This window comes from Streptomyces sp. NPDC059989 (genome assembly GCF_042736975.1).
Lineage (GTDB): Bacteria > Actinomycetota > Actinomycetes > Streptomycetales > Streptomycetaceae > Streptomyces.
In genome coordinates, this window is the sequence record NZ_JBHWUO010000070.1 from 1 (window position 1) to 12,870 (window position 12,870).

Annotated in this window: 13 protein-coding genes; 5 read left to right on the plus strand and 8 right to left on the minus strand. The window is 72.8% G+C overall.

The annotated features are described in order from the left end of the window. Positions 1–146: 146 nt before the first annotated feature. From ACFWBN_RS35780 to ACFWBN_RS35805, 6 genes are all read right to left on the minus strand, one after another. On the minus strand, positions 147–422 hold the full coding sequence (locus ACFWBN_RS35780) for a hypothetical protein (RefSeq protein ID WP_385184627.1): 276 nt from the start codon (positions 420–422) through the stop codon (positions 147–149). A gap of 126 nt (positions 423–548) precedes the next feature. Further along, a complete protein-coding gene (locus ACFWBN_RS35785; RefSeq protein WP_385184630.1) occupies positions 549–1,367 on the minus strand; it encodes a LytR/AlgR family response regulator transcription factor in 819 nt (272 codons plus the stop codon). A gap of 128 nt (positions 1,368–1,495) precedes the next feature. After that, positions 1,496–2,416, minus strand: a complete 921-nt coding sequence (locus ACFWBN_RS35790; protein WP_385184689.1) for an SCO0930 family lipoprotein — start codon at positions 2,414–2,416, stop codon at positions 1,496–1,498. A 117-nt stretch (positions 2,417–2,533) separates the two neighbouring features. Beyond that, complete coding sequence (locus ACFWBN_RS35795) at positions 2,534–3,577, minus strand: GDSL-type esterase/lipase family protein (protein ID WP_385184633.1); 1,044 nt, start codon at positions 3,575–3,577, stop codon at positions 2,534–2,536. Next, positions 3,574–4,407, minus strand: a complete 834-nt coding sequence (locus ACFWBN_RS35800; protein ID WP_385184635.1) for an SDR family NAD(P)-dependent oxidoreductase — start codon at positions 4,405–4,407, stop codon at positions 3,574–3,576. Before ACFWBN_RS35800 ends, ACFWBN_RS35795 begins: the two co-directional genes overlap by 4 nt. Further along, positions 4,404–5,528, minus strand: coding sequence for an LLM class flavin-dependent oxidoreductase (locus ACFWBN_RS35805; protein WP_385184638.1), 1,125 nt, complete (start codon positions 5,526–5,528; stop codon positions 4,404–4,406). The genes ACFWBN_RS35800 and ACFWBN_RS35805 overlap by 4 nt, the downstream gene beginning before the upstream one ends. Positions 5,529–5,841: 313 nt before the next feature. Between ACFWBN_RS35805 and ACFWBN_RS35810 the strand changes: the two genes are divergently transcribed. Together ACFWBN_RS35810 and ACFWBN_RS35815 are read left to right on the plus strand one after the other, a co-directional pair. Beyond that, on the plus strand, positions 5,842–7,296 hold the full coding sequence (locus ACFWBN_RS35810; protein ID WP_385184641.1) for an amino acid permease: 1,455 nt from the start codon (positions 5,842–5,844) through the stop codon (positions 7,294–7,296). Between the two features lie 10 nt (positions 7,297–7,306). Continuing rightward, a complete protein-coding gene (locus tag ACFWBN_RS35815; RefSeq protein ID WP_007262967.1) occupies positions 7,307–7,762 on the plus strand; it encodes an Lrp/AsnC family transcriptional regulator in 456 nt (151 codons plus the stop codon). An 11-nt stretch (positions 7,763–7,773) separates the two neighbouring features. Here the strand turns inward: ACFWBN_RS35815 and ACFWBN_RS35820 are convergent, their stop codons facing one another. Then, entirely contained in the window at positions 7,774–8,466 is a 693-nt protein-coding gene (locus tag ACFWBN_RS35820; RefSeq protein WP_385184644.1) for a GNAT family N-acetyltransferase, read from the minus strand. Positions 8,467–9,064: 598 nt separating this feature from the next. Here ACFWBN_RS35820 and ACFWBN_RS35825 point away from each other — a divergent pair. From ACFWBN_RS35825 to ACFWBN_RS35835, 3 genes are all read left to right on the plus strand, one after another. Continuing rightward, complete coding sequence (locus ACFWBN_RS35825) at positions 9,065–9,460, plus strand: hypothetical protein (protein ID WP_385184647.1); 396 nt, start codon at positions 9,065–9,067, stop codon at positions 9,458–9,460. A 164-nt stretch (positions 9,461–9,624) separates the two neighbouring features. Next, positions 9,625–10,425: a carbon-nitrogen hydrolase family protein gene (locus ACFWBN_RS35830; protein WP_385184649.1), complete on the plus strand. Its 801-nt coding sequence runs from the start codon at positions 9,625–9,627 to the stop codon at positions 10,423–10,425. A 43-nt stretch (positions 10,426–10,468) separates the two neighbouring features. Then, positions 10,469–12,166, plus strand: a complete 1,698-nt coding sequence (locus tag ACFWBN_RS35835) for a flavin monoamine oxidase family protein (protein ID WP_385184652.1) — start codon at positions 10,469–10,471, stop codon at positions 12,164–12,166. Positions 12,167–12,240: 74 nt separating this feature from the next. On the opposite strand, the gene ACFWBN_RS35840 is transcribed toward ACFWBN_RS35835, so the two are convergent. Next, entirely contained in the window at positions 12,241–12,864 is a 624-nt protein-coding gene (locus ACFWBN_RS35840; protein ID WP_385184654.1) for a hypothetical protein, read from the minus strand. Positions 12,865–12,870: the final 6 nt, after the last annotated feature.

Here is a 12,870-nt window from a genome sequence, read left to right on the forward strand (position 1 = left end):
CCCGTGCCCTCAAACGCCGGGCGGGCTGGAATTGCCGCGCGGCGGCATATCCAGCCTCGCCGGCGTTTGAGGCGCGGGGTCTGGGGCGGAGCCCCAGTTTCGGGAAGGGGCGGGGTGGGGGAAGGCCCCGCGCAGCGGCGACGCGGTCAGACGGCCGGGTCGCGGTGTTCCGCGCAGTCGCGGAGGGCGATCTCCAGCTCGACGTACGACTCCTCCGCCCGCCGGAAGGCCAGCGTCAGTGCCGCCTCCGCACGGGGTGGGACCTGGCCGCGGACACCCTCCCCGGCCTCGTACAGGACATCCGCCCACCGAGCGGCCGCACTCCGCAGGCGGGCCAGCAGCGCCTCCGCCTCGGTCGGCCCCGCCGGCAGCGCACGCGGCAGGCCGTTCAGCGCGTCGAGCAGTGCCTGGATTTCGGACATCACGCTCCTCCCGCGCCGGAAGATCCACGATACGCGGGCGCGCCCCCCATCGGCGGCGGCCGGCCCCGCCGGATCGCCGTACGCCACTCGCCGTGCGACGAACGGCACCCCGGCGCCGCCGGACGGTCAGCCGGTCGCGTGCCGCATCAGGAGGTCCCTCAGCTCCCGCGCGTGGCGACGGCTCACCTGGAGCTCGGCCGACCCGACCCGCACGCTCGTCGTGCCCGCGTCCAGCCGGAGTTCGTCGATGCGGGCCAGCGCCACCAGGTGCCGTCGGTGGATCCGTACGAACCCGCGCGCCGCCCACCGCTCCTCCAGCGTGGACAGCGGGATCCGGACCAGGTGGCTGCCCTCGTCGGTGTGCAGGCGGGCGTAGTCCCCCTGGGCCTCGACGTAGGCGATGTCGGCGATGGCCACGAAGCGGGTGACGCCGCCCAGTTCGACGGCGATCTGGTCGGGAGTGCGGTCGGCGATGGTGACCTCGGCGGCCGGCCGGCGCTGCACCGGCACGGTCGAAGCGGGCTCGGTGACCGGCGGCGGAGCCTCCCCGCTCCGGCCCAGCTGCGCGCACGCCCGCCGGACGGCCTCGGCCAGCCGCTCCGGGCGTACGGGCTTGAGCACGTAGTCCACGGCCTTGAGGTCGAAGGCCTGTACGGCGAAACCCTCGTGGGCGGTGACGAACACGATCAGCGGCGGCCGCGCGAACCCGGCCAGCAGCCGGGCGATGTCCAGACCGGTCAGCCCGGCCATGTGGATGTCGAGGAAGACCACGTCGATGCCGTCCGCCCCGTCCGGCCCGGCCTCCAGGGCCAGGGTGATCCGGCGCAGCGCCTCGGTGGCGTCCGAGGCCCCCTCCGCGCTGCGCACCCGGGGATCGGAGCGCAGCAGGTAGAGGAGCTCCTCCAGGAGCGGCTTCTCGTCGTCGACGGCCAGTACGCGCAGCATGCGGCCGAGTCTAGGCACGGCCCGGCCGGGGCGGAACGGTGCGCGGCCCCTGCCCTGGGGGAGGTGGGCGAGGGGCCGCGCGGTCGGAAGGGTGGGGGGAGGGGGAGCGGGGGCGGGGAGGGCCCGGGCTACTGGACGGTGATGAGCTTGCCGTCGGGGGAGACCGCGTACCAGGTGCCGCCCACGCCCTGCCCGTTGATGTCGCCGGGCTTCTTGTCACCGGTGAAGGTGTAGACGGGCCAGCAGTCGACCGTCTGCTGCTTCTTGCCGTCCGGGCGGTCCAGCACCAGGTAGTTGCGCTCGGTGATGCCCTTGGCGTTCGCCTTGTCCACCGGCGGGACGACCGGCCACTTGGCCACGCAGTCGCCCTCGCACTTGGACACCATCGGCCACGCGGTGTCCGGCTTGAACCGGTAGACGGTCATGCCCTTGCCGTCGACGATGTGGTCGCCGAGCTTGGGGTCCTTCGCCACGGACAGACCCGCGCCCGCCTCGGCCGCACCGCCCGCGGTCGGAGCCGCCTTCGCCGCCTTCTTGCCGTCCGGGGCGAACGCGAACCACACCCCGCCGACGCCCTGGCCGTTGAGGTCGCCGGCCTTGGTGTCCTTGTTGAAGCGGTACGCGGGCCAGCCGGCCACCGTCAGCTGCTTGGTGCCGTCGCTGCGCACCACCTCGCCCAGCAGCGCCGGGTCCATGCCCGCCGCGGCGGTGGCGTCGCCGGCCGCGACCACCGGCCAGGTCTTCGCGCAGTCCCCGTCGCAGTTCGACTTCGACGGCTTGGCGGTGTCCTTGTCGAAGCGGTAGAGGGTGAGCCCGGCGCCGTCGGTGAGGACCGAGCCGAGCTGCTCACCGGTGGCGACCGCCAGCTGTCCGGCGGGCTTCGCGCCGGAGCCGTCCGCCGCCGGGGCCGGTGAGGAGGCCTGGGCGGAGGCGGCGCCGGCCGGCTTGGCCGTGTCGGCGGCCTTGTCGTCCGCCGGACCGCAGGCGCTCGCGGCCAGGACGACGGCGATCGCGGCCGCGGCAAGGGTGGTTCCGCGCTTCATGCCCATCTTGATCTCTCCCACTGTGGTGTCTGTCGTGTCCGCCGCCTCAGCGCCGGCAACTGTGCTCAGGACACGCCCCGATGGGAGAGATCTGTTCACGGCGACCGCTGTGGGGTGTTTCACTCACCCCCCGTCGAACCCGGCGCGCCGCAGGGCCGTGGCCACAGCGAGGCCCAGAACCCGGTGTCCCGCGTCGTTGGGGTGCAGCCCGTCCTCCAGGTGCTCGGGTCCCAGCAGGTCCCGGCCCGGCAGCACGGCCAACCGGTCGTCCCCGGCGGCGATCCGGTCCCGGGTGGCGCGTTCCATCGCGTCGCGCAGCGCGCCCAGGGTGGCACCGAGCCGGTTCGGGGTCCGCTCGGCGTCGGGCCGCAGGACGGGGGAGACCAGCAGGAGCGGGGTCCGCGGATGCCCCTGCCGGACCAGTTCGAGGAACACGCGCGTGGTCTCGTAGAGGAGCGGCGCCGAATACGGCACCCGGGACCAGCAGTTGGTGCCGAAGGCGAGCGTGAGGACATCGGCGGGCAGGCCCGCGAGCTGTTCGGCGGTGGCGAGTTCACCGCGGGCGGCGCCCGCGTAGCCGAGGTTGACGGTGTCCCAGCCCAGCGCCCGGCCGGTGACCGAGGGCCAGCCGTGGGCGGGGCGGGTGGACCACCATCCCTCGGTGATGGAGTCGCCGTGGACCACCCAGCGCGGGGCGGGCGGGGCCGGCGCGAGCGGGCCGCCGATCCCGCGCAGGCCGAGGACGAGCGGGGACTGCGTCTCGGGCGGGTGGAGGGTGAAGGGGCCGCCGCCGCCGTGCAGTTCCATCCGTACGACGGCCTCCGCGGCCGGTTCGCCGAACACCTCGCAGACCACTCCGTGCCGGTCCCACAGCGCGAAGACGTGCGCGAGGTCGCGCAGGGCGTCGGTGGGGCCGGGCACGGTCGCCCGGTAGCGGATCTCCACCGCGTGCGCGGTCTCGGTGGTGAACTCCAGCCGCACCCCGATGGGCAGGGTGGCCCGCTCGCCCGTGTCCCACGGCAGCCGCATGGTGTCCGCCGGGTCCGCCCGCACCGGGCGGCCCTTGTCCAGCCAGGCGACCCCGCGCAGGAAGGGGCCGGGGTCCAGCCAGGGGCCGCCGGCGTGGCCGTCGGTCCCGGTGTCGGTCTCGGCGCCCGGTGGTATCACTCTTCGCCTCCGATCGTCGGATACGGGAACTTCACTCCGACCCCGCCGTCCACCACCAGAGTCTGTCCCGTCACGTACGAGGACAGCGGCGAGACGAGGAAATACAGGGCGGCCGCGATGTCCGCGGTCCCGGCGACCCGGCCCAGCGGGGCGTTCTCCGCGTTGCGCCGCCGACCCTCGGGTCCGAGCAGGGCGGCGACCCGCGGCGTCCACACCACCCCCGGCGCCACCGCGTTCACCCGTACCCCGCGCGGACCCAGTTCCACCGCCGCGGAGCGCACCAATGCCATGAGCCCGGCCTTCGCGGCCCCGTACGCGGCGTGCAGCGGGGCCGCCGTCAGGCCCGAGACCGAGGCCACGAAGACGAGCGGGCCGCCGCCGGCCGCGGCGACGGCCTCGCCGCCGTACTGGACGGCGAGCCAGGCGTGCCGCAGGACCACGTCGAAGTGCCAGTCCCAGCCGGCGTCGTCGAGGTCGGGCAGGCCCGCGTACCGGGCCATGCCGACGATGTCGACCACCCCGCCCACCGGGCCGCCCAGCAGCGCGGGGGCGCGCGCGAAGAGGTCCCGTACGGCCGCGCGGCGGGTCACGTCGGCGGTGTACGGGACGCCCCCGGTCTCGGCGGCGACGGCCCGGGCGCGTTCGCCGTCGAGGTCCGCGCACAGCACGCGGGCGCCCGCGGCGGCGAGGGCGTGGGCGGTCTGGCGGCCGATGCCGTTGCCGGCGCCGAGCAGCACGATCCGGCGGCCGTCGAGGCGGTGCAGGGCGGCGTAGTCGGGCACGGGGGAGGTGTCGAGGCCTTCGGCGCCGCCGGCGGTCGGCGCGGTCACGGGGCGGTCGTCCGGGGCTCGTAGCGGACGAGTTCCGGAATGACTTCCTTCCCCAGGATCTCGATGGTCCGCAGGATCTCCCGGTGCTCCAGGTATCCCCACTGCACGTAGCAGATCAACTGGTCCACGCCGAGGTCCGCGTACCGCTTGGCCTTGGCGACGATCGTCTCCGCGTCCCCGATCAGGATCATGTCCCCGTCGCTGAACTCCCGTACCGGAACTTCCCCTTCCAGGATCGGGGTGAGCAGCGGGAAGGTCCGCTCGCGTTCCGCGGCATCCAGGTGCGGCAGCTCCCACTCCAGCGTGAACTGCGCCAGGTTCGAATACCACCAGGCCACCGAGTCCCACACGCGGGCGCCGGGTGCCGTGCCCGGCGCCGTCGCGTGGACGAGGGTGTAGGCGCTGACCCGGTCCGTCGTGACGTCGGTGAGCGGCCGCGGAGCGCGCGCGGCATTCCGGTAGGCCGCCACCTGCCGGGCCATCGCCTCCAGCGGCTGCATGATCGAGAACGAGAGCAGCCCGAGCCCGGCCGCCCCCGCCACCTCGGCCGAGCCGGGGGAGGTGGCCGCCATCCAGGCGGGCGGATGCGGATCCTGGACGGGTTTCGGCGTCACCATGCGGCGCGGGAAGCGGAACCGCTCCGACTCGTAGGCGAAGTACTCCTCCCGCCACATGCCGGCCACGATCCCGATCGCCTCGCGCCAGTCGTCGCGCGACCTCTCCCGGTCCACCCCGAAGGCCGCCTGCTCCATGGGCGTGGAGCGCCCGGTGCCCCATTCCACACGGCCCCCGGACAGCACGTCCACGGTGGCCACCTTCTCCGCGATCCGCTGCGGAGGCGTGAAGCCGAAGGGGGTCAGGGTCACCCCGAAGCCGAGCCGGATCCGCTCGGTCAGCCCGGCCAGGTGCCCGAGGAGCACCTCGGGGGCCGGGCAGTGGGAGCGGCCCTCGCGGAAGTGGTGCTCGACCGCCCACACCGTGCGGAAGCCCATCCGGTCGGCCAGCCGGATCTGCTCGACGGCCTCCCGGTAGGCGCGCTGCTCGGCGGCCCGCTGACCGTGCGGGTGGGCTCCGTGCCAGGGCCTCGGCACGTCGATCTCGTAGAGCACGTCCAGATCCATGGCGGCACGCTGCGGCAGATCTGACGAAGTGTCAAGAAAGGGGGCGATGGCGGTCTGCGCAGTGATCGATCGTCCGCGCGCAACAAAGGACCATCCAGGACAGATCCGCGCAACGATCGTGCGCCAATGTGCAAGGATGGTGCATTACGGGCGGTATCACTCAGCTCGTAGGCTCACTCGCTGTACGTGGAGTGGCGAGGACCGCCTGCTCGGCGGTCCCCCATGCCCAGGCGGGCTTCTGCCTGATCCTTGCTCCGGACCGCTGCGGTCGACGCCTGACAGTCCCCATCCGCAGTGAAGAAGGAGTCCCTTCGTGCTCGACACCGGCCAGGCGCCACCCGTCACGACCGAGCCCCGCAGGCCCGTCCACGCCCTGCTCCGCCGCAAGCCCGTCGAGCAGCTCGTCGCCGAGGGCGGCCAGGGCGAGGGCGGCTCGCTGCGCCGCTCCCTCACCATGTGGCAGCTGACGATGATCAGCATCGGCGCCACGCTGGGCACCGGCATCTTCGTCGTCCTCGGCACCGCCACTCCCAAGGCCGGTCCGGCCGTGATGATCTCGTTCGTCATCGCCGGCCTGACCGCGCTCTTCTCCGCCCTGTCCTACGCGGAGCTGGCCGGATCCGTCCCGGTCTCCGGGTCTTCGTACTCGTACGCCTACGCCACCATGGGCGAGTTCATCGCCTGGGTGTGCGGCTGGTGCCTGGTCCTGGAATACGGCGTCTCCGTGGCGGCGGTCGCCGTGGGCTGGGGCGACTACCTCAACGAACTCCTCGACGGCACGATAGGGGTCACCATCCCCGAAGCCGTTTCGGCGCCGCTGGGCGAAGGCGGCTTCATCAACCTGCCGGCACTGATCGTCGTCCTGCTCTCGATGGTCTTCCTGATGCGCGGCGCCAAGGAGAGCGCCCGGATCAACTCGATCATGGTCGGCGTGAAGATCGTCACCCTGCTGCTCTTCATCGGCATCGGCTTCATGGGCATCAAGGCCGGCAACTACGCCCCGCTGGCCCCCCTCGGCATCACCGGCATCAGCGCCGGCGCCGCCTCGCTGTTCTTCTCCTACATCGGCTTCGACGCCGCCTCCACCGCGGGTGAGGAAGCCAAGAACCCCAAGCGGGACCTGCCGCGCGCGATCATGCTCTCGCTGCTGATCGTCACGGTCCTCTACGTCATCGTCGCCTTCGTCGCCGTCGGCGCCATGCCGTGGCAGGACTTCGAAGGCACCGAGGCCGCGCTCGCGCAGATCATGACCGACGTCACCGGCCACAGCTTCTGGGGCGTCGTGCTGGCCGCCGGTGCCGTCGTCGCCATCGCCTCCGTCGTCTTCGCCGTCCTCTACGGCCAGACCCGCATCCTCTTCGCGATGTCCCGCGACGGCCTCGTCCCCAAGGTCTTCGCCAAGGTCGACGAGAAGACCGGCGCGCCCCGCGCCAACGTGGTCATCGTCTCCCTCTTCTGCGGCGCCCTCGCGTCCTTCATCCCCCTGGGCAAGCTGGCGGACGCCACCAGCATCGGCACGCTGTTCGCCTTCGGCCTCGTGAACGTCGCGGTCGTGGTGCTGCGCAAGACCCGCCCGGACATGCCGCGCACCTTCAAGGTGGCGCTCTTCCCCGTCACGCCGATCCTCGGCGTCGCGGCCTGCGTCTACATGATGTTCAGCCTGGATACCGCCACCTGGATCGTTTTCGGTGGCTGGATGATCGTCGGCATCGTGGTCTACTTCCTGTACGGCATGCGCCGCTCCACATTGGCCACAGCAGAGAAGTGATCCACCCGCAGTGCGACTGAACGATCTCGACGAACGCATCGTGCACGCCCTCGCCGAGGACGCCCGCCGCTCCTACGCGGACATCGGCTCCGAGGTCGGGCTCTCCGCCCCCGCCGTGAAGCGGCGCGTGGACCGGCTGCGGGCCGAGGGCGCCATCACGGGCTTCACGGTCCGGGTGGACCCGGCCGCGATGGGCTGGGAGACCGAGGGCTTCATCGAGATCTACTGTCGCCACAACACCTCGCCGGACGACATCCGGCGAGGGTTGGAGCGGTACCCCGAGGTGGTGTCCGCGTCGACCGTCACCGGCGACGCGGACGCCCTCGTCCAGGTCTTCGCCTCCGACATGCGGCACTTCGAGCGCGTACTGGAACGCATCGCGGGCGAACCGTTCGTGGAACGCACCAAGTCGGTCCTGGTCCTCTCGCCCCTGCTCCGCCGCTTCACGTCCGGCGCGCCTGCGTAGGCACCCGACGGTCAGGCCTCCTTGGCCGGGGTCCGCAGCCCCAGGAAGACCGGCTCGCGCCGCAACGCGAACCCCATCGCCTCGTAGAGCCGGACCGCGGACGTGTTGGACGCCGCCGCGTGCAGGAACGGCACGTCCCCCCGCTCCCGGACCTCCCGCGCGACCGCCCGCACCAGCCGGGCCGCCAGCCCCCGCCCCCGGTGCTCCGGATGCGTGCACACCGCACTGATCTCCGACCACCCCGGCGGCCGCATCCGTTCCCCCGCCATCGCGACGAGCCGCCCCTCGTGCCGGATCCCGAGGTACGTGCCCAGCTCCACCGTCCGGTCCAGGAACGGCCCCGGCCGGGTCAGCTCGACCAGCTCCAGCATCTCCGGCACGTCGCCGGGCCCCAGCACCACCGCCTCCGGCGCCGCCTCGGCCCGTACCCCGCTCCCGTCCAGCTGGACGCCCGGCAGGTTCAGCACCGTCTCCCACCCCGCCGGCGGCGTCGGCAGCCCGGTCAGCCAGACCTCCTCCCCGGGCCCCGCCAGCTCGGCCAGGTCCGCCCAGGCGCGCGGATCCTCCGGATCGGAGAGCCCGGCGAACGGGGTGGTGTCCCCGGTGTAGCGGGCGGCCAGGCCCGCGGGGCCGTGCTCCGCGAAGCCGCGGTGCGGCCCGTTCAGCGCGGTCCAGACCGGATTGTCGAGTACCTCGGCGGACATGGGTGCGGAGCTCCTTCCGTCGGTGCGGCGACGCGGTCGGTCGTCACCGCCTTCTTGACGGCCCCGTACGCCGCCATGAGACTGCGGGGACGGCCACGATTGGCCGGCGCCCCCCGCGGGAAGGGTAACCACCGCAGGGCGGGGCGCCCATGACGGGACGGGGGGGCGGGGACTGGTGGACGAGGCCAGGACGGCGGACGCGGGGGCGCAGACCCTCCGCCGCTGGTGGCTGACCCGGCGCCTGCACATCGACCTCCTGCGGGTCTGCAGCGCCTTCGGCCCGCGAGCCTGACCCCGTACGCCCTCCGCCACGAGCCCTCGCGGCTGACGCCGTACGGCCACGGGTCCGGCCACGGGTCCGGCGCCGACCGCGCGGGCTTCCCGGCTGATGCCCTACCGCCGCCGACACGGGACGGGCGCTGACCGCGCTGCCTCTCGGCCGACCCGATACGGCCTCCGCCAGGACCCCCGACGCCGACCGCGCCGGCCCCTCGGCTGACCCCACGGCCCCGCGAGGAGCCCCCGCGCCGACCGCGCCACCGCCCCGACCGACTCCGTAAGCCCTCCGCCAGGAGCCCGCGCCCGCCCCAGGAGAGTCATGTCGCACACCGTCCTGCCCCGCACCGGACCCGCCCCCGCCCTGCGCGGCCGCATAGGCGCCGGGTTCTCCCCGGTCCCGCACCGCTACCGCCTCTACCTCTCCGCCGGCTGTCCCCGCTCCCTGCGGGTGACCGCCGCCCTCGCCGAGCTGGGCCTCGCGGACTCCGTCGCCGCCACCGTCCTCGCCCCGGCCCCCGGCGCAGACGCCGACGCCCCCGGACACACCGCGCTGCGCCTCGCCTACGAGGCCGCCGGCCACCACTTCGACGGCGAGCTGACCGTCCCCGCCCTCGTCGACACCTGGAGCGGCCGCGTCGTCTCCAACCACACCCCCGACATCCTCGACGATCTACGTTTCCTGGGCGCGCACCCGGCCTTCCGCACGGCCTCGTAAGGGGGTCCGCGGGGCCTCACGGGGCCCCGCGCAACGAATCACCGCACCCGCCCCGGAACACGCAACGAATCGATGCGCGCAGCGCAACGGTCACGGCTTGTCCGGGTCGAACGCCCGAACGTACCGTCTTATGACCCCCACCCCTCCTGCCACAGAGGTAGTCCATGCCCCCGCTGCGCACCGCCCTCCTCCAGAGCTCCGGACGGCTCGGCGACACCGCCGAGAACCTCAAGGCGCTCGAAGAGGCCGCATCGCGCGCCGCACAGAGCGGGGCCGGGCTCCTCGTGACCTCGGAGATGTTCCTCACCGGCTACGCGCTGGAGATCGAGGACATCGCCGCCCTCGCCGAGCCGGCCGACGGCATGTCCGCCCGCGCCATCGGCGAGATCGCCCGCCGCCACGGGGTCGCCGTCCTGTACGGCTACCCCGAGCGGTCGGGCGAGGCCGTGTACAACGCGGCCCAGCTCATCGGCCCCGACGGGGAGCGCCTCGCGAACTACCGCAAGACGCACCTCTTCGGCTGCTTCGAACAGGACGCCTTCACCCCCGGTGACACCACGGTGGTCCAGGCGGACCTCGGCGGCCTCCGCATCGGCATCATGATCTGCTACGACGTGGAGTTCCCCGAGAACGTCCGGGCCCACGCGCTCGCCGGCACCGACCTCCTCCTGGTGCCGACCGCGCAGATGCACCCGTTCCAGTTCGTCGCCGAACAGCTCGTCCCCGTACGGGCCTTCGAGAACCAGATGTACATCGCGTACGTCAACCGCACCGGTCCGGAAGGCGAGTTCGAGTTCGTCGGACTCAGCTGCCTGGCGAGCCCCGACGGGGTCACCCGGACCCGGGCCGGCCGCGGCGAGGAGCTGGTGTTCGGCGAGGCCGACCCCGAGCTGCTGCAGGCGTCGCGCACGGCCAACCCCTACCTGCGCGACCGGCGCCCCGGGCTCTACGCCTCCCTCGTCTAAAACCCCCGCTTCCCCCAGCTCTGCCGCAAGGAGACGTACCCCCATGACGTCCACGGTGCCCACCACCGCCGTCCCGCACAGCGACGGACAGCCGCCGATCACCATGTTCGGCCCGGACTTCCCGTACGCGTACGACGATTTCCTCGCCCACCCGGCGGGCCTGGGCCAGATACCGGCGACCGAGCACGGCACCGAGGTCGCCGTCATCGGCGGCGGACTGTCCGGCATCATCTCCGCCTACGAGCTGATGAAGATGGGCCTCAAGCCCGTCGTCTACGAGGCCGACCAGATCGGCGGCCGCCTGCGCACCGTCGGCTTCGAGGGCGCCGGCACCGAGGGCCTGACCGCGGAGATGGGCGCCATGCGCTTCCCGCCGTCCTCCACCGCCCTCCAGCACTACATCGACCTCGTCGGCCTGGTGACGGAGCCCTTCCCGAACCCGCTCGCCGAGTCCACCCCCTCCACGGTCGTCGACCTCAAGGGCGAGACCCACTACGCCGAGACCATCGCCGACCTCCCGCAGGTCTACCGCGACGTGTCCGCCGCGTGGAACGCCTGCCTGGACGAGGGCGCCGACTTCTCCGACATGAACACCGCGATGCGCGAGCGGGACGTCCCGCGCATCCGCGAGATCTGGGCGAAGCTCGTCGAGAAGCTCGACGACGAGACCTTCTACGGCTTCCTCTGCAAGTCCGAGGCCTTCCAGTCCTTCCGCAAGCGCGAGATCTTCGGCCAGGTCGGCTTCGGCACCGGCGGCTGGGACACCGACTTCCCGAACTCCATCCTGGAGATCCTGCGCGTCGTCTACACCGAGGCCGACGACCACCACCGCGGCATCGTGGGCGGCTCGCAGCAGCTCCCGACGCGCCTGTGGGAGCGCGAGCCCGAGAAGATCATCCACTGGGCCCAGGGCACGTCGCTGTCCTCCCTGCACGAGGGCACCCCGCGCCCCGCGGTGACCCGCCTGCACCGCACGGCCGGCAACCGCATCACGGTCACCGACGCGTCCGGCGACATCCGTACGTACCGCGCCGCGATCTTCACGGCCCAGTCCTGGATGCTCCTGTCGAAGATCGCGTGCGACGACACGCTCTTCCCGATCGACCACTGGACGGCGATCGAGCGCACCCACTACATGGAGTCCAGCAAGCTCTTCATCCCGGTCGACCGCCCCTTCTGGCTCGACAAGGACGAGGAGACGGGCCGCGACGTCATGTCGATGACCCTGACGGACCGCATGACCCGCGGTACGTACCTGCTGGACAACGGCCCGGACAAGCCGGCCGTCATCTGCCTGTCCTACACCTGGTGCGACGACAGCCTGAAGTGGCTGCCGCTGTCCGCGAACGAGCGGATGGAGGTCATGCTGAAGTCCCTCGGCGAGATCTACCCGAAGGTCGACATCCGCCGCCACATCATCGGCAACCCGGTGACCGTGTCGTGGGAGAACGAGCCCTACTTCATGGGCGCGTTCAAGGCCAACCTGCCGGGTCACTACCGCTACCAGCGGCGCCTGTTCACCCACTTCATGCAGGACCGCCTCCCCGAGGACAAGCGCGGCATCTTCCTCGCGGGCGACGACATCTCCTGGACGGCCGGCTGGGCCGAGGGCGCCGTCCAGACCGCCCTGAACGCGGTCTGGGGCGTCATGCACCACCTCGGCGGCTCCACGGACGCCACCAACCCGGGCCCGGGCGACGTCTACGACGAGATCGCGCCGGTCGAACTCCCCGAGGACTGACCTCCCCGGCACCCATGGCCACGGGCCGCCTCCGCGCACGAACGCGGCGGCGGCCCGTTTTCATGCCCCCGTACTCACGCCTCCAGGGCCCGCGTCCAGATGAGGTGCCTGCGCCGCCGGAACGCGCCGCGCACCTCGATCCGCTGCCGTACGTCCGCATGTTCGGACGGCCTGCGGCCCAGCCCGAGACCGCACCCCGCGCACAGGGTGCGGATCCCGTACCCGTCGCGGTCCCACTCCACGGTTCCCCGGTCGGACCGGCACACGGGGCACACGCCGTCCCGGCCCTGGTGGCCCTCGACGTCGGGCCGCCCCCGCATCACCCCGGGCATCACGTCGACGAGCCGGCCCCCGGGATGGAACTCCGGGTCCGGCCAGAACAGCCAGTCCGACGGCTGAGGGGGGTCCGGCCGGCGCACACCCGCCCGCTTCTGCGCCCGCCGCCCGACCTGCCACGCCGCGAGCGCGTCCAGCCACACCTGCCGTGCCTCGTGCAGCTCCTCCACCGCCCGCACCAGCGACTCGGGATCCTCGCCCAGGTCGCGCGGGATCCCCGCACTGCGGCACAGGTGGTGGTAGGTGGCGTAGAAACCGTACGGAGAGAACTCCGTCAGGCAGGTGCGCAGCGCCGACAGCCGCCGGTACGGCGGGCGGGCGGTGTCGTGCACCCGGAGGCGGTGCGTGGCGAAGCTGGTCACCCGGCC